This is a genomic window from Roseibium litorale, from assembly GCF_014842915.1.
GTDB classification, from domain to species: Bacteria; Pseudomonadota; Alphaproteobacteria; order Rhizobiales; family Stappiaceae; genus Roseibium; species Roseibium litorale.
The window spans coordinates 421,163-436,907 of the sequence record NZ_JACYXI010000002.1 but is presented as its reverse complement, the minus strand read 5'-3'; the positions used below and the strand labels follow the sequence as shown (position 1 = coordinate 436,907).

Sequence of the window (15,745 nt, the reverse complement as noted above, 5' to 3'; positions counted from 1 at the left end):
ATGTGGGATTTCATGACGGCCTACGGCTTTCCGCTCCTCTGGATGATTTTCCAGAGCGTGCTGCTGCTCGTCTGCCTTCTGGTGATCGTTGCCTACGTGCTCTACGCCGACCGTAAGATCTGGGCTGCCGTCCAGATCCGCCGCGGCCCGAACGTGGTTGGCCCCTGGGGCCTGCTGCAGAGCTTTGCCGACCTTCTGAAGTTCGTCCTGAAAGAGCCGGTCATTCCGTCCGGCTCCAACAAGACGCTCTTCCTGCTCGCGCCGCTGGTGTCCGTGATGCTCGCCCTGTCCGCATGGGCCGTCATTCCGGTGGCCTCCGGCTGGGTGATTGCCGACATCAACGTCGGCGTGCTGTTCGTCTTCGCGGTGTCTTCGCTCGAAGTCTACGGCATCATCATGGGTGGCTGGGCATCCAACTCCAAGTATCCGTTCCTGTCGGCTCTGCGCTCTGCGGCTCAGATGGTCTCTTACGAAGTCTCCATCGGCTTTGTGCTTGTGACCGTTCTGCTGTGCGCCGGTTCGCTGAACTTGACGGCCATCGTCGAATCCCAGCAGACCGGTCTCGCGACCATGCTGGGCGTGCCGTGGCTGTCGATCCTGAACTGGTACTGGCTGCCGCTGTTCCCGATGTTCGTGGTGTTCTTCATTTCCGCCCTGGCGGAAACGAATCGCCCGCCGTTCGACCTTGCGGAAGCTGAATCCGAACTGGTCGCCGGTTTCATGGTGGAATACGGCTCCACCCCGTACATGATGTTCATGCTCGGTGAGTATGTTGCCATCTGTCTGATGTGCGCGCTCATGACGATCTTCTTCATGGGTGGATGGCTGCCGCCGTTCGACTTCGCGCCCTTCACCTGGGTACCGGGCATTGTCTGGTTCATCCTGAAGTGTCTGCTTGGCTTCTTCATGTTCGCGATGGTCAAGGCGATGGTCCCGCGCTACCGCTATGACCAGCTGATGCGCCTGGGCTGGAAAGTGTTCCTGCCGCTGTCGCTGGCAATGGTCGTGATCGTGGCCGCCGTGCTGATGGTCATGGGCTGGGCGCCGTGAGTGTAATGGGGATTGTACTCGGTGCTGGTTTGGGCGTTGTAGTCGCTCTGTTAGGCCGAGTACTGGTCCTCCCCAATGTGCTGCGTTTGCAGGCAAAGCTTGCTGAAGAGCGCCGTAAACGGGGGCTGGATGCAGGTATAGGGCTTGGGCCCATAAGGTGGGATTTGGAGACAGCTCAAAAGGCAACTCGATTTCTCTACCAATGGTTCATGCCTGTGCTGTTTGGTTTCGTCGGGGCGATAGCTGGGAATCAACTTCTTTCCTAGCTAGAAGCTTCCTCAGAACCTGAGAGTGGATAAGAGATGAGTGTTTCGATCTCCGGACTGGTCGGGGCGGCTCTGGGGGGATACCTCGGCTGGCTCGACTGGAAGATCCTGAAAGGGGTGCTTCAGGCGGTCGAGGAAAAGAACAGACGCGCAGGCGGCGACGGTGGCCTTGTGGCCCGGTACGGCGCTCTCCTGCGGGGACTTGTATTCGTAATTCCGATCATTGGATTTCCAGTGATCGGGTATCTGGCCGGCAGTCAGCTGGCCGGTTGAGGGATAAGGAAGGCAACAAGGCGATGGGACTCGATCAGGCCGCCAAATCGCTGTTCTTGAAGGAGTTCGTCTCGGCGTTCTTCCTGGCCATGCGCTACTTCTTCAGGCCGAAGCCGACGATCAACTACCCGTTCGAAAAGGGGCAGGTGAGTCCGCGGTTCCGCGGTGAACATGCGCTGCGCCGCTATCCGAACGGGGAAGAACGCTGCATTGCGTGCAAGCTGTGCGAGGCCATCTGCCCGGCACAGGCGATCACCATTGAAGCTGGCCCGCGCCGCAACGATGGCACGCGCCGCACCACCCGTTACGACATCGACATGGTGAAGTGCATCTACTGCGGTTTCTGTCAGGAAGCCTGCCCGGTGGACGCCATTGTCGAAGGGCCGAACTTCGAGTTCGCCACCGAGACCCGTGAAGAGCTGTACTACTCGAAAGAGAAGCTGCTCGCGAACGGTGACCGTTGGGAGCGTGAAATCGCCCGCAACATTGAAATGGATGCTCCTTACCGCTAGGAGCTTGACGCAACTTTTCTAGGGCTTCCGGCAATTCGGCCAGAGGTCCTGATCCCGGCCGGAAACGGCCAGACGACAGGCAGGTCTACCCATGATCCTGAACGCGCTTTTCTTCTATCTGTTTGCCGGGGTGACGGTGGCATCGGCCTTCATGGTCATTGCCTCGCGCAACCCGGTCCATTCGGTGCTGTTTCTGATCCTCGCGTTCTGTAACTCCGCCGGGCTCTTTGTCATGCTCGGTGCCGAATATCTGGCCATGCTGCTGGTCGTCGTCTACGTGGGCGCGGTCGCGGTTCTCTTCCTGTTCGTGGTGATGATGCTCGACGTCGACTTCGTCGAGCTGCGCCAGGGTTTCCTTCAGTATCTGCCGGTCGGCGCTCTGGTCGGCATCATTCTGCTGGTTGAGCTGCTCATGGGGCTCGGCGCCTGGGTCATCGCTCCGGATGTTCTGAACCACGGCGCAGAGCCCACGCCCGCCTTGACCGAGATGTCCAACATCGAGGCCATCGGCAGCGTGCTCTACACGAAATACATCTTCTTCTTCCAGGTGGCTGGCCTGGTTCTGCTGGTGGCCATGATCGGTGCCATCGTGCTGACCCTGCGCCACAAGGAATATGTCAAGCGGCAGAGCATTGCCGCGCAGGTTGCCCGCAACCCCTCGACCTCCATCGAGGTCCGCAAGGTGGAATCGGGCAAGGGTATCTGAGCGGTCAAGCGCTCAAAGTCATGAAGTCCGGGCAGCGGCGGTTACTCCGCGCCGTTGCCGGGTGAGGTTAAACGAGGGGGAGCACGGCGAGGCGCCCATGGAAATCGGTCTGTCGCACTATCTGTCGGTCGCGGCCATTCTGTTCACGATCGGGATCTTCGGGATCTTCCTGAACAGGAAAAACGTGATTGTCATCCTGATGTCGGTGGAGCTGCTGCTCCTTGCCGTCAACATCAACTTCGTCGCCTTCTCTTCATTCCTCGGCGATCTCATGGGCCAGATCTTCACGATGCTGGTTCTGACCGTGGCTGCGGCTGAAGCAGCCATCGGCCTCGCGATCCTGGTGGTCTTCCACCGAAACCGCGGCTCCATTGCCGTGGAAGACATCAACATGATGAAAGGCTAGGGGCGAATGTACTCCGCAATCGTATTCCTGCCTCTGATCGGCTTTCTGATCGCAGGCCTGTTCGGCCGGGCGCTCGGTGCCAAGGCATGCGAATTCATCACCAGCGGCCTCGTTGTCGTCGCCGCGCTTCTGTCCTGGGTCGCGTTCTTCTCCATCGGGTACGGCGAAACCAACCTTGTTCAGGTCGAGGTGCTGCGGTGGATCACCATCGGCGCGCTTGATGTTTCCTGGTCCCTGCGCATCGACACACTTACAGTGGTCATGCTGGTGGTGGTGAACTCGGTCTCGGCCCTGGTTCACATCTACTCCATCGGCTACATGCACCACGATCCGCACCGTCCGCGGTTCTTCGCCTATCTGTCGCTCTTCACTTTCGCGATGCTGTCGCTGGTGACCTCCGACAACCTGCTGCAGATGTTCTTCGGCTGGGAAGGCGTGGGTCTAGCCTCGTATCTGCTGATCGGCTTCTGGTTCCAGAAGCCTTCCGCAAACGCTGCCGCCATGAAGGCCTTCGTCGTCAACCGCGTTGGTGACTTTGGCTTCGCCCTTGGCATCTTCGGTGTCTTCGTTCTGTTCGACAGCATCGACCTCAGCACCATCTTCGCCAAGGCTCCTGCCGTTATCGGCGCTGCCGGTGAACATGGTGCGGAAGCCGCTGCCGAACACGGTGCAACCGTTCTGAACTTCCTCGGCTACCATCTGGACTCCCACAGCGCGATGACGGTCGTCTGTCTGCTGCTGTTCATGGGTGCCATGGGTAAGTCGGCGCAGTTCCTGCTGCACACCTGGCTGCCGGACGCGATGGAAGGCCCGACGCCTGTGTCGGCTCTGATCCACGCCGCAACGATGGTGACCGCGGGTGTCTTCATGGTCGCCCGTCTGTCGCCGCTGTTCGAACTGTCCCACACTGCGCTGACGGTTATCACCTTCTTCGGTGCAACAACGGCCTTCTTCGCCGCGACCGTCGGTCTGGTGCAGAACGACATCAAGCGGGTGATCGCCTATTCGACCTGTTCGCAGCTCGGCTATATGTTCGTGGCTCTGGGGGTCGGTGCCTATTCCGTCGCCGTGTTCCACCTGTTCACGCACGCCTTCTTCAAGGCGCTTCTGTTCCTTTGCGCCGGTTCGGTCATTCACGCCGTTTCCGACGAGCAGGACATGCGCAAGATGGGCGGGTTGCGGAAGCATATTCCGGTCACCTACTGGACCATGTTCATCGGAACCGTGGCCCTGACCGGTGTCGGCATTCCGTTCACCCATATCGGTTTTGCCGGCTTCATCTCCAAGGATGCGGTCATCGAAGCTGCCTATGCCGGTCACAATGCCATGGCCCAGTACGGCTTCTGGCTGACCGTCTTCGCTGCCGGCCTGACCTCGTTCTACTCCTGGCGCCTGACGTTCATGACCTTCCACGGCAAGCCGCGCGCTTCCGTCGACGTGATGAAGCATGTGCATGAATCGCCGCTGGTGATGACGGCTCCGCTCTACATCCTGGCCGTCGGCGCAACGCTCGCAGGGATGGTCTTCTTCGGATCGTTCTACGGCGAAGGCTACGATGCCTTCTGGAAGGGCGCTCTGCCGTCCTTTGAGGCCAGCCATGTTCTCCATGCGATGCATGAAGTGCCGGGCTGGGTGAAGGTCTCTCCCTTCGTCATGATGGTTGGCGGGTTCCTGGTTGCGTACCAGTTCTACATCCGCTCGCCGGAAACGCCGAAGAAGCTGGCCGAGGACTTCTCTGGTCTCTACCAGTTCCTGCTCAACAAGTGGTATTTCGATGAGCTCTACGACTTCCTGTTCGTCCGCCCGGCTCTGTGGATCGGCCGTCAGCTCTGGAAGAAGGGCGATGGCGTGGTGATCGACGGTTACGGCCCGAACGGCGTCGCCGCTCGCGTTCAGAATGTCACGACCTGGGTCGTCAAGCTCCAGACCGGATACCTCTACCACTATGCCTTCGCGATGCTGATCGGTGTGGCGGCCCTCATCACCTGGTCGATGTTCACCGGGGCCGGCACCGTCGGGGGAGCTCACTGATGATCGACTGGCCAATCCTAACCACCACGACCTTCCTGCCGCTGGCAGGGGTGCTGGCGATCTTGCTGGTGCCTGAGGAGACAGCGGACGACAAGCGCCGCATCCGGTTCGTGGCTCTGATGACCACGGTCTTCACCTTCGTTCTGTCCCTGTTCATCTGGGGCGGGTTCGACTATGCGAACCCGGGCTTCCAGATGGTCGAGACCAGCGAATGGCTGGGCGGTTCCATCAACTACAAGATGGGCGTTGACGGCATTTCGGTGCTCTTCGTCATCCTGTCCACCTTCCTCATGCCCTTTTGTATCCTTGCCTCCTGGGAAAGCGTGCAGAAGCGGGTGAAGGAATACATGATTGCCTTCCTGATCCTGGAAACGCTGATGATCGGCGTCTTCTGTGCCCTGGATCTGGTTGCCTTCTACGTGTTCTTTGAGGCTGGTCTGATCCCGATGTTCCTGATCATCGGTGTCTGGGGTGGCGCGCGCCGCGTCTATGCGTCCTACAAGTTCTTCCTCTACACGCTGCTCGGCTCCGTGCTGATGCTGGTCGCCATCATGGCCATGTACTGGGAAGCCGGCACCACGGACATCACGGTTCTGCTGCAGCATGACTTCCCGGCCTCCATGCAGACCTGGCTCTGGATCGCCTTCTTCGCCTCCTTCGCGGTGAAGATGCCGATGTGGCCGGTCCACACATGGTTGCCGGATGCGCACGTGGAAGCACCGACCGCCGGTTCGGTCATCCTGGCAGGTATCCTGCTGAAGCTCGGCGGCTATGGCTTCCTGCGCTTCTCGCTGCCGATGTTCCCGCTGGCCTCCGACATGTTCGCGCCGATGATCTACACCCTGTCCGTCATCGCCATCATCTACACCTCGCTGGTGGCATTGGCTCAGGAAGACATCAAGAAGCTGATCGCCTATTCGTCCGTCGCCCACATGGGCTACGTGACCATGGGGATTTTCACCCTGACCCCGCAGGGTGTGCAGGGCGGCGTCTTCCAGATGCTGTCCCACGGGATCGTGGCCAGCGCGCTGTTCCTTTGCGTTGGCGTGATCTATGACCGGATGCACACCCGTGACATTGCGGCCTATGGCGGTCTGGTTAACCGGATGCCGAAATACGCGGTGGCGTTCCTGATCTTCACCATGGCCAATGTCGGCCTGCCGGGCACCTCCGGGTTCGTCGGTGAAATCCTGACCCTCATGGGTGCGTTCGAAGTCAACACCTGGGTGGCGTTCTTCGCGACCTCCGGCGTGATCCTCTCGGCAGCCTATGCGCTCTTCCTCTACCGCCGCGTCGTCTTCGGTGCGCTGGAGAAGGAAAGCCTGAAGTCGATCCTGGATCTGGATCTGCGCGAGAAGGTCATCCTGGTTCCCATGATCATCCTGACGATCTTCTTCGGTGTCTATCCGATGGCGATCCTCGATGTGACCCAGGGTGCCGTCGACAACCTGATCACCCATTATCACGCAGCGCTTGAGGCAGCCGGACAGGTGTCCCATGCCGCAACGGCCGTGCACTAACGTACCGAAGGCGAGAGAAAGCCAATGTCCGAGATGACACACTTGCCAGATCTCATGCCCGTGCTGCCGGAATTGTTCCTGGCTGCCGGCGCGATGGTTCTGCTGATGATCGGCGTCTTCGGCGGTCCGCGGTCCAGCGCGCCGGTGAACGGCATCGCCATGGGCCTGATCGCGGTTGACGCGCTCTTTGTCCTGCCTTTCGGTGCCAGGCTCGGGGAAACCTTCGGCGGCTCCTTCGTCCTCGACGAATATGCCTATTTCCTCAAGCTTCTGGTTTTGACCGGTTCGTTCTTCGCCATCGCCATGTCCTGGGCCTATGCGAAGAGCCAGTCCTTCGACAAGTTCGAGTATCCGGTTCTGATCGTGCTGGCCACCGTCGGCATGATGCTCATGCTGTCTGCGGGCGACATGATCACCTTGTACCTGGGCCTCGAACTTCAGAGCCTTGCGCTCTATGTGGTCGCTGCCATCAACCGGGATTCCGTGCGATCCACGGAAGCAGGCCTGAAGTACTTCGTGCTCGGCGCCCTGTCCTCCGGCATGCTGCTCTACGGCATGTCCCTGGTCTATGGTTTCACCGGCCACATCGGCTTCAACGCGATCTCCGAAGCCCTGTCCCATGGAGGCGCATCTATCGGTCTCGTGATCGGCCTCACCTTTGTTCTGGCTGGCCTGTGCTTCAAGATCTCCGCGGTTCCATTCCACATGTGGACGCCGGACGTCTATGAAGGCGCGCCGACCCCGGTCACAGCCTTCCTGGCGGCTGCTCCGAAGGTTGCTGCCATGGGCCTGCTGGTCCGTGTCGTGATCGAAGGCTTCCAGCCGGTCACCCATGAGTGGCAGCAGGTCATCGTCTTCGTGGCACTGGCATCGATGGCTCTTGGCGCGTTCGCAGCGATCGGCCAGACCAACATCAAGCGCCTGATTGCCTATTCCTCGATCGGTCACATGGGCTATGCCCTGGTCGGTCTGGCAGCCGGCACTGAGAAGGGTGTCGAAGGCGTGATCGTGTACATGGCAATCTACCTTGCCATGACCCTCGGCGTCTTTGCCTGCATCCTTTCCATGCGCCGCAAGACCGGCATGGTCGAAGAGATCAATGATCTCGCCGGCCTGTCGCGCACCAACCTGCCGATGGCGATCCTGCTCGCGATCCTGATGTGGTCGCTCGCCGGTATCCCGCCCTTCGCCGGTTTCTTCGCCAAGTGGTATGTCTTCTCGGCAGCTGTCGAGGCAGGCCTTTACCCGCTGGCCGTGATCGGTGTCGTGCTCTCGGTTGTCGGTGCCTACTACTACCTGCGTGTCATCAAGGTCATGTTCTTTGATGAGCCGGCAGAAGCCTTTGAAAAGATGCCCGTGGAACTCCGGGTCGTGCTCGGCCTGTCCAGCCTTGTGGTCATCTTCTTCGCTCTGATGCCGGGTCCGATCGTTCAGGGAGCTGCCGCAGCAGCGGGGGCCTTGTTCTGACCCGGCCCAACCCCGATATGAGACATGCGAACCCGGCGCCTCCCGCGCCGGGTTTCCGCATTGAATGGCATGAGAGTGTCGGCTCCACCAACACGTTGGCTTTTGAGCATGCGCGCGATGGTGATCCGGGCAATCTCTGGGTCGTGGCCGGTGAGCAGACCCTTGGCCGCGGACGGCGGGGCAGGGACTGGTTCTCGCTCAAGGGCAATCTGTTCGCCAGCCTGCTTCTGATCGATCCGGCAGACCGGGACCGGCTTGGCGAATTGCCGCTTGTGGCGGCTGTTTCCCTGGCCGAGGCGGTGGACGCTGCTGCGGGAACCCATCAGCTTGCCGGTCTGAAATGGCCCAACGACCTCTTGGTCGAAGGGGCCAAGCTGTCCGGTATTCTGCTTGAAGCTGAAACCCTTCAGGACGGCCGCCTGGCTGTTGTCCTTGGTTTTGGTGTGAACTGCGCGGCTCATCCGGAGCTGTCGCTTTACAGGTCGACCGACCTGATGAGCCTTGGCTTTAGGGTCGAGGCGAATGAACTGCACGGGCATCTTGCCCGTATACTTGCCGCAAGGCTGGGCGCCTGGCGCCGTCCGGGAGGCTTTGACGCTGTCCGGAAAGCCTGGCTTTCGCGCGCGGTGCATCTGGGTAAGACGATTACCGTGCGCAACGGGGACCGGGAACAGACCGGAACCTTTGTTGATCTCGACAGCCGGGGACATCTGATCCTCGGCCTTGATAACGGAAGCCGGCAAACCATCTTTGCCGGTGACGTTTTTCCGCAGGGCTCGCAGCCGGAAGGCTCGCCCTCAATCCCGTAGAGCATTTCGCGTTGGATAAGACGCATCGAGATGGTCTTACACTAAACATCGATCAGCGTGTGGGCATTCGCCGCTTCTGGCGCCCGGCCCGCTGATCAGGAGGCATTGGAGCTTCGCTATATGGCATCTGCCAAGGACTTAGTATTTCTGCCGCTCGGCGGCGTTGGTGAAATTGGAATGAACATGGCCCTTTACGGCATTGGCCCGGAGCATGACCGCTCCTGGTTGATGGTGGATTGCGGCGTGTCTTTTGCCGGTCCGGAGCTTCCGGGCATCGATCTTGTGTTCCCGGACATCAAATTCCTTGAAGAGGAAGCCGACCGGATCGCTGGCATGGTCATCACCCATGCTCATGAGGATCATTACGGCGGTATCATTCACCTGTGGCCCTATCTGAAGGTGCCGGTCTATGCGACCGCCTTTACTGCCGGTCTTCTTGAAACCAAGGCCGACAGCGAGCCTGGCGCCGAGAAGGTGCCGGTGACCGTGGTCAAGCAGGGCGACCGGATCGACATTGGCCCATTCAATGTCGAGTTCGTCACCATGACCCATTCGATCCCGGAGCCCTGCGCTCTGGCGATCCGCACTGAGGCCGGGCTCGTGGTGCACACGGGCGACTGGAAGATCGACATGACGCCGGGTGTCGGCAAGCCGATCGACCTGGACCGGCTGGCGGAGCTTGGCCGGGAAGGGGTGATGGCTCTGATCTGCGACAGCACCAATGCCATTCGCGACGGCGTCAGCCCGAGCGAAGGCGATGTTGCAGTCGAGCTCAAAAAAGTCATCAAGAACGCGCCGCACCGGGTGGCGATCACTACCTTCGCCTCCAACGTTGCCCGTATCCGGGCGATTGCCGAAGCTGCGGAAGCCAATGACAGGGACGTGGTGGTTGTCGGCCGCTCCATGCGCCGGGTGATCGATATTGCCGGTGAGCTTGGATATCTGGACGGGTTGAAGCCGTTCCATGATGAAGAAGCCTATGGCTATCTGCCGCGCGACAAGACCGTGCTTTTGTGCACCGGATCCCAAGGCGAGGAGCGGGCGGCCATGGCGCGCATTGCCTCCGGCGATCACCGGAACATTGCACTTTCTCAGGGCGATACGGTCATATTCTCGTCCCGCACCATTCCGGGCAATGAAAAGGCCGTCGGCGCGGTTCAGAACAACCTGTCCAAGTCCGACGTGACCATCGTCACCGACCGGGATGCGCTGGTGCATGTGTCCGGCCACCCGCGCCGGGGCGAGCTTGAGCAGCTCTACAAGCTGCTTTCGCCCAAAGTTGCGGTTCCTGTTCATGGCGAACCGTTGCATCTTGCCGCACACGCCCGCTTTGCCCGCTCCTTGGGCGTGCGGGAAGTGATCCGGGGCAAGAATGGCGACATCATGCGGCTGAACGCCGGGAGCGCCGGCATCATCGACGAAGCGCCGTCCGGTATCCTCGTCAAGGATGGTCTGATCCTGGATGATCCGGAGGTCACCGGCGTCAAGGAACGGCGCAAGCTGTCCTATGCCGGGGCGCTGGTGGTGTCGCTGGTGATCAACAAGGCAGGCGAACTGCTGGACGATCCGGAAATGGCGCTGATGGGCCTGCCGGACACGGATGACGAGGGCGAGCCGATGGAGAATGTGATCTCCAAGGCCGTGATCGGCGCGGTGACCAGCATTCCCAAGGCCCGCCGCAAGGACAAGGATCTGATCGGCGAAGCGGCCCGCAGGGCTGCCCGTGCCGCGGTGGTCGAGGTCTGGGGCAAAAAGACGCTTTGCCAGGTGCTTGTCACGCGCATATGAGAAGCAGGTGGCTAGATCCGGTGAGATCATGGCCGCAAGAGATTGGGAGGTTGAGGCAATGATCGGACGTTTGAACCACGTGGCCATTGCGGTTTCCGATATGGAAGCAGCTGTGGCGGTCTATCGCGGCACACTTGGAGCGGACGTCTCTGAAAAGGTTGCCCAGCCGGACCATGGCGTCAGCACGGTCTTCATCAACCTTCCCAACACGAAGATCGAACTGCTTGAGCCGCTTGGAGAAAATTCTCCGATCCTCAAGTTCCTGGAAAAGAACCCGTCCGGCGGAATCCACCACCTCTGTTACGAGGTGGACGATATCCTGGCTGCCCGCGACAAGCTGCTTGCCCAAGGCGCGCGGGTATTGGGTGACGGAGAGCCCAAGATTGGTGCCCACGGTAAGCCGGTGCTGTTCCTGCATCCCAAGGATTTTCTGGGTACTTTGACGGAGCTCGAACAGGCCTGATACCTGGTTCGTTTCCAGGTGATGGGAATTGCATTCCCTTCGAAATCCGGCCGTGACTATTCCAGATGACAGCGGGCGCAGGTCAAGCGCCCGTTTCCAGCCTGAGGCTCAGACCGATGTCCATTCCCTTCGCGCTCGCGACCTATTTCATGATCTGGTGGATCATTCTGTTCGCCATTCTGCCCTTTGGCATGCGGCGGACCCAGGAAGAGGCAGGGGAAGTGGTTCCGGGCTCAGAGCCAAGCGCACCGGAGCACCCGCGTTTCCGGCGCGTCATCATTGCGACGACCATCACGGCAACGCTGATCTTTGCGGGTTTCCTCTGGCTGCGCCAGTCCGGGATTACACTGGAAGACATTCCTTTGCCGAGTCCGCCCGGAAAGGCCTACGGCGGCTGACCGCCCTCGCTGAACCTGCCTGCGTAAACCGGGATTTTTCCATTCTGCTCGATGCTCTCAGTTTGGAAAAGTCAGAGCGGTAAAATCCGCCTCCATTGCTTGTGAACACTCTTGATGCCTCTTATGCTTGTGTCGCAAGGGGCAGGGGATGCCTTGGTCTTGCCGCTGACCGTTCGAGCTCACAAGGACTTCCTGCCTCATGACGCGGAAAATGGATCTTGCGGGCGCCATGTTCTTTACCGGCGCCATCCTCTGTCTTCTGGTGGTCTTCTTTTCCAACGCTGCGTTCTTCGCATGGGCCTTTGAAAGGCACCAGAACACGGCGTCCTGGGTGGCGCGTCCGCTGCTCGTGATTCCCTTTTGTTTCTTCGCATGGAAGCGTTCGCTTGCCGGGATAATGGCAAGCGTGCTGGCCATTCTGTCGTCCATGTTCTGGTTTCCGGTTCCCGCTGAGCCGAGACCGGATGTCTTGCGCTTTCTGGCGATGGAGCGGGAGCTGCTCTCGTCGGGCTGGTCGCTGGAGAACATCTGGGGAGCGGTGGCCGTCGTGCTCTATTGCGCGGCGCTGGCAGCCGCGTTCTGGAAACACTCGTGGAAGCTGGGTCTAATCGCTGCCGCTGCAGGCGCGGCTTTGAAGTCCGTCTGGAGCGTTGCCTTCAGTCCGGAGGCTGGGGCCGCCGTCTTTCCCTTTGCCTTTGGTGGTCTTCTGCTTCTGGTCTTGCTGGTTTTTGCCCTGCGGAGGCATCTTCGCTAGGCTGCCAGCCGACCCTCATCCATGGGTAGACAGCTTGCAGGTTGACGGGCCGTTCCCGGATGCGTGGCTGAATATTAGGCGGTGACGCGGGAGACTTGCAGGGCAGCGTGGAAAGGCGCGCGCCGGACAAATCCGTTTTGTAGAACACCTGAAGAATTCAAAAAAAAAGCAGAGCCGAAGCCCTGCCAATTTAGTTCCGCGTCTAATTACCTCTCATCCCTCATCAAGCTTTGACACTCATGGGGCGGCTGCGAACCTTACGGTGCGCCAGAGAGATCTTCCTCCCAAGACTCAGACCGCGATGCCTGTAACGGGCTGCCAATCAGTAGAACTAACCAGAGCCCTTGTTCTTATGCAGACGGACACTAGCTGAATGAAATCAGCTTGTCATCTATTTGTGCGTGTCAGCACAAACTTTTTGCTTGCCGGTAAGGGAGGCAGCTTCGCTTTGTTTTCGTTTGGGTTTCAATCATTGAAGACTGACGGGCTTTTTCGCGGATTTCTGCAAGCTTCGCATGCTTCGGACTTGTTTTTGCCGCGGGCTTGCGGTTTCACTGCGCCACGCGCCGCATTTTGCGGCCCAAGTTCTGACCTGAGAGACCCCATATGCGCCTGTCCCGCTATTTCCTGCCCATTTTGAAGGAAACGCCCAAGGAAGCGGAAATCGTTTCGCACCGCCTGATGCTTCGTGCCGGCATGATCCGCCAGCAGTCTGCGGGGATCTACTCCTGGCTTCCTCTAGGGCACCGCATCCTGCGCAAGATCGAGCGAATCGTCGAGGAAGAGCAGGCGCGCGCCGGGGCGATCCAGCTTTTGATGCCGACCCTGCAATCCGCCGATCTGTGGCGCGAAAGTGGGCGCTATGATGCCTATGGCAAGGAAATGCTGCGCATCCAGGACCGTCATGAGCGCGACATGCTCTATGGACCGACCAACGAGGAGATGATCACGGATATTTTCCGGTCCTATGTGCGCTCCTATAAGGATCTGCCGCTGAACCTCTATCACATCCAGTGGAAATTCCGGGATGAAGTGCGGCCCCGTTTCGGCGTCATGCGCGGACGCGAGTTCCTGATGAAGGACGCCTATTCCTTCGATATCGATCAGGAAAAGGCGGTCGAATCCTATAACCGCATGTTTGTTGCTTACTTGCGCACCTACAAGCGCATGGGTCTGACCGCTATTCCGATGCGGGCTGAAACCGGCCCTATCGGCGGCGATCTCAGCCATGAGTTCATCGTTCTGGCGGAGACCGGCGAAAGCGCCGTGTTCTGCCATGCGGATTACCTGACCAAGGACGTGCCGGGCGAGGATCTGGACTTCAGCGGCGACCTGACACCGATCGTCAAGGACTGGACTTCCCATTATGCGGCAACGGAAGACGTTGTCGACATGGCCGAGTTCGAGCGCAGTGTTCCCGAAGACAAGCGCATTTCCGCCCGTGGCATTGAGGTCGGCCAGACTTTCTATTTCGGCACCAAATATTCCGAGCCGATGGGCGCGAAGGTAGCGACCTCCGAAGGCACGGAAGTTCCGGTGCATATGGGGTCCTACGGCGTTGGTGTTTCCCGTCTTCTTGGCGCCATCATCGAGGCGAACCATGACGAGAACGGCATCATCTGGCCGGCGTCGATTGCTCCGTTCCATGTTGGGCTGATCAATTTGAAGCCGGGCGACGATCTGTCTGACGCTGCCTGTGAGGCGCTTTATGCCAAGCTGGAAGCTGCGGGCATCGAGGTGCTTTACGATGACACCGACAACCGGGCCGGGTCAAAGTTCGCGACCATGGATCTGATCGGTCTGCCGTATCAGGTGGTCGCAGGTCCGCGCGGCCTGAAGGACGGTGTGCTTGAGGTGAAGGACCGCCGTACCGGCGAGAAGGAGCTTCTGTCCCCAGAAGCCACCTTCGACAAACTGAAAGCGGCATTGACGGTTTAACCGCAGTCCCCGATCCTCGGCGGAGGGATTCGCGGGGGATACAAGCAGGTGGACGACGCATGAGCGCGGACAAGAGTTCCAGCATGGGGGAAGCGGCAGGCCGCACGACGCCGTTTGCTGCCTTCGAATGGATGATCGCCAGCCGGTACCTGAGGTCCCGGCGCAAGGAGACGTTCATTTCCGTGATCGCGGGCTTCTCTTTTGTCGGCATCATGCTCGGCGTCGCCACCCTCATCATTGTCATGGCGGTGATGAACGGCTTCCGCACAGAGCTTCTGGGCAAGATCCTCGGCATCAACGGCCACATGCTGGTGCAGCCGATCGACACCCCGCTGACGGACTATGATGCGGTCAGCCAGCGAATCGAAGGGGTTCCGGGCGTCGTTAGCGCCATCCCCTTCGTGGAAGGGCAGGCACTGGTGTCCGGTCCCGGCAGCAGCCTTGGCGGGCTGGTGCGCGGCGTTCAGGAAGACGGCCTGCGCAAGCTGCATCTTGTTGCCGACAATGTGCGCGCGGGCAGCTTCGATGATTTCGACAGCAGCAACGGCATCGCCATCGGCACCCGCATGGCCCAGCAGCTGGGCGTCAGCCTCGGCGACAACGTCACCATCATCTCTCCCGGCGGCAGCGTGACCCCGATGGGCATCATGCCCCGGCGCAAGGCCTATCCGGTTGTCGCTATCTTCGAGATCGGAATGAGCGAGTATGACGGCACCTTCGTCTTCATGCCCTTTGAAGAGGCACAGGCCTTTTTCAACATGGAGGGCAAGGCGACCGGTATCGAGCTTTATGTCACCGACCCGGATGCGGTCGGCCTGATGCGCCAGCCGATCGAGGACGCCGCTGCCCGGCCTGCGCTTGTGACCGACTGGCGCCAGCGCAACGTGACCTTCTTCTCCGCTCTGGAAGTGGAGCGGAACGTCATGTTCATTATCCTGACCCTGATCGTTCTGGTAGCGGCTCTCAACATCATCTCCGGTCTCATCATGCTGGTGAAGGACAAGGGCAGGGACATCGCTATCCTGCGCACCATGGGGGCGACCCGGGGTGCGGTGATGCGGATCTTCCTGATAACCGGCGCCAGCATCGGCGTGGTTGGCACTTTGGCCGGGTTCCTGCTGGGAATGGTGGTGTGTCTCAACATCGAGAGCATCCGGCAGTTCGTCTCCTGGCTGACGGCAACCCAGCTGTTTGACCCGACGCTCTATTTCCTGTCGAAGCTGCCGGCGGAAATCGACAATGGCGAGACGACCATGGTGCTGGTGATGGCGCTTGTTCTCTCTCTCATTGCCACGGTCTATCCGGCCTGGCGCGCCGCCCGCCTCGACCCGGTCGAAGCCCTCAGATACGAATGACCCCCATAG

15 protein-coding genes are annotated in these 15,745 nt (G+C 60.0%); all 15 read left to right on the top strand.

Translation table 11 applies throughout. The features are described from left to right. The 15 genes from nuoH to IG616_RS05900 all read left to right on the top strand — a co-directional run bounded on the left by nuoH (window position 1) and on the right by IG616_RS05900 (window position 15,736). Entirely contained in the window at window positions 1–1,050 is a 1,050-nt protein-coding gene (gene nuoH / locus IG616_RS05970; RefSeq protein WP_192147207.1) for an NADH-quinone oxidoreductase subunit NuoH, read from the top strand. A gap of 302 nt (window positions 1,051–1,352) precedes the next feature. Next, window positions 1,353–1,589, top strand: coding sequence for a hypothetical protein (locus IG616_RS05965; RefSeq protein ID WP_192147206.1), 237 nt, complete (start codon window positions 1,353–1,355; stop codon window positions 1,587–1,589). 23 nt (window positions 1,590–1,612) lie between these two features. Further along, window positions 1,613–2,101 carry an NADH-quinone oxidoreductase subunit NuoI gene (gene nuoI / locus IG616_RS05960; RefSeq protein WP_073015468.1) on the top strand — a complete coding sequence of 163 codons (489 nt, stop codon included), beginning with the start codon at window positions 1,613–1,615 and terminating at the stop codon, window positions 2,099–2,101. 91 nt (window positions 2,102–2,192) lie between these two features. Beyond that, window positions 2,193–2,807, top strand: coding sequence for an NADH-quinone oxidoreductase subunit J (locus IG616_RS05955; protein ID WP_192147205.1), 615 nt, complete (start codon window positions 2,193–2,195; stop codon window positions 2,805–2,807). A 97-nt stretch (window positions 2,808–2,904) separates the two neighbouring features. Continuing rightward, window positions 2,905–3,213 (top strand): NADH-quinone oxidoreductase subunit NuoK, encoded by a 309-nt coding sequence (nuoK, locus tag IG616_RS05950; protein WP_073015470.1) that lies wholly within the window; start codon window positions 2,905–2,907, stop codon window positions 3,211–3,213. Window positions 3,214–3,219: 6 nt separating this feature from the next. Then, window positions 3,220–5,244, top strand: coding sequence for an NADH-quinone oxidoreductase subunit L (nuoL, locus tag IG616_RS05945; RefSeq protein WP_192147204.1), 2,025 nt, complete (start codon window positions 3,220–3,222; stop codon window positions 5,242–5,244). After that, complete coding sequence (locus tag IG616_RS05940; protein ID WP_192147203.1) at window positions 5,244–6,764, top strand: NADH-quinone oxidoreductase subunit M; 1,521 nt, start codon at window positions 5,244–5,246, stop codon at window positions 6,762–6,764. Before nuoL ends, IG616_RS05940 begins: the two co-directional genes overlap by 1 nt. Window positions 6,765–6,788: 24 nt before the next feature. Continuing rightward, entirely contained in the window at window positions 6,789–8,231 is a 1,443-nt protein-coding gene (nuoN, locus tag IG616_RS05935) for an NADH-quinone oxidoreductase subunit NuoN (RefSeq protein WP_192147202.1), read from the top strand. Window positions 8,232–8,248: 17 nt separating this feature from the next. Then, window positions 8,249–9,040, top strand: a complete 792-nt coding sequence (locus IG616_RS05930) for a biotin--[acetyl-CoA-carboxylase] ligase (RefSeq protein WP_192147201.1) — start codon at window positions 8,249–8,251, stop codon at window positions 9,038–9,040. Between the two features lie 120 nt (window positions 9,041–9,160). Then, window positions 9,161–10,828 carry a ribonuclease J gene (locus IG616_RS05925; protein ID WP_192147200.1) on the top strand — a complete coding sequence of 556 codons (1,668 nt, stop codon included), beginning with the start codon at window positions 9,161–9,163 and terminating at the stop codon, window positions 10,826–10,828. A gap of 58 nt (window positions 10,829–10,886) precedes the next feature. Continuing rightward, window positions 10,887–11,291, top strand: coding sequence for a methylmalonyl-CoA epimerase (gene mce, locus IG616_RS05920; RefSeq protein ID WP_192147199.1), 405 nt, complete (start codon window positions 10,887–10,889; stop codon window positions 11,289–11,291). Between the two features lie 116 nt (window positions 11,292–11,407). After that, window positions 11,408–11,689 (top strand): DUF1467 family protein, encoded by a 282-nt coding sequence (locus tag IG616_RS05915; RefSeq protein ID WP_192147198.1) that lies wholly within the window; start codon window positions 11,408–11,410, stop codon window positions 11,687–11,689. Between the two features lie 199 nt (window positions 11,690–11,888). After that, entirely contained in the window at window positions 11,889–12,443 is a 555-nt protein-coding gene (locus IG616_RS05910; protein ID WP_192147197.1) for a hypothetical protein, read from the top strand. Window positions 12,444–13,049: 606 nt separating this feature from the next. Beyond that, window positions 13,050–14,381 carry a proline--tRNA ligase gene (gene proS, locus IG616_RS05905; protein ID WP_192147196.1) on the top strand — a complete coding sequence of 444 codons (1,332 nt, stop codon included), beginning with the start codon at window positions 13,050–13,052 and terminating at the stop codon, window positions 14,379–14,381. Window positions 14,382–14,440: 59 nt separating this feature from the next. Beyond that, window positions 14,441–15,736, top strand: a complete 1,296-nt coding sequence (locus tag IG616_RS05900; RefSeq protein WP_192147195.1) for a lipoprotein-releasing ABC transporter permease subunit — start codon at window positions 14,441–14,443, stop codon at window positions 15,734–15,736. The last annotated feature ends 9 nt before the right edge of the window (window positions 15,737–15,745 follow it).

What these genes read in the sequence shown, in the direction of transcription:
- IG616_RS05900 (WP_192147195.1), top strand. Translation starts at nt 14,441, where the DNA reads ATGAGCGCGGACAAGAGTTCCAGCATGGGGGAAGCGGCAGGCCGCACG.
- nuoL (WP_192147204.1), top strand. Translation starts at nt 3,220, where the DNA reads ATGTACTCCGCAATCGTATTCCTGCCTCTGATCGGCTTTCTGATCGCA.
- IG616_RS05925 (WP_192147200.1), top strand. Translation starts at nt 9,161, where the DNA reads ATGGCATCTGCCAAGGACTTAGTATTTCTGCCGCTCGGCGGCGTTGGT.
- proS (WP_192147196.1), top strand. Translation starts at nt 13,050, where the DNA reads ATGCGCCTGTCCCGCTATTTCCTGCCCATTTTGAAGGAAACGCCCAAG.
- IG616_RS05940 (WP_192147203.1), top strand. Translation starts at nt 5,244, where the DNA reads ATGATCGACTGGCCAATCCTAACCACCACGACCTTCCTGCCGCTGGCA.
- nuoN (WP_192147202.1), top strand. Translation starts at nt 6,789, where the DNA reads ATGTCCGAGATGACACACTTGCCAGATCTCATGCCCGTGCTGCCGGAA.
- IG616_RS05910 (WP_192147197.1), top strand. Translation starts at nt 11,889, where the DNA reads ATGACGCGGAAAATGGATCTTGCGGGCGCCATGTTCTTTACCGGCGCC.
- IG616_RS05930 (WP_192147201.1), top strand. Translation starts at nt 8,249, where the DNA reads ATGAGACATGCGAACCCGGCGCCTCCCGCGCCGGGTTTCCGCATTGAA.
- IG616_RS05965 (WP_192147206.1), top strand. Translation starts at nt 1,353, where the DNA reads ATGAGTGTTTCGATCTCCGGACTGGTCGGGGCGGCTCTGGGGGGATAC.
- nuoI (WP_073015468.1), top strand. Translation starts at nt 1,613, where the DNA reads ATGGGACTCGATCAGGCCGCCAAATCGCTGTTCTTGAAGGAGTTCGTC.
- nuoK (WP_073015470.1), top strand. Translation starts at nt 2,905, where the DNA reads ATGGAAATCGGTCTGTCGCACTATCTGTCGGTCGCGGCCATTCTGTTC.
- IG616_RS05955 (WP_192147205.1), top strand. Translation starts at nt 2,193, where the DNA reads ATGATCCTGAACGCGCTTTTCTTCTATCTGTTTGCCGGGGTGACGGTG.
- IG616_RS05915 (WP_192147198.1), top strand. Translation starts at nt 11,408, where the DNA reads ATGTCCATTCCCTTCGCGCTCGCGACCTATTTCATGATCTGGTGGATC.
- nuoH (WP_192147207.1), top strand. Translation starts at nt 1, where the DNA reads ATGTGGGATTTCATGACGGCCTACGGCTTTCCGCTCCTCTGGATGATT.
- mce (WP_192147199.1), top strand. Translation starts at nt 10,887, where the DNA reads ATGATCGGACGTTTGAACCACGTGGCCATTGCGGTTTCCGATATGGAA.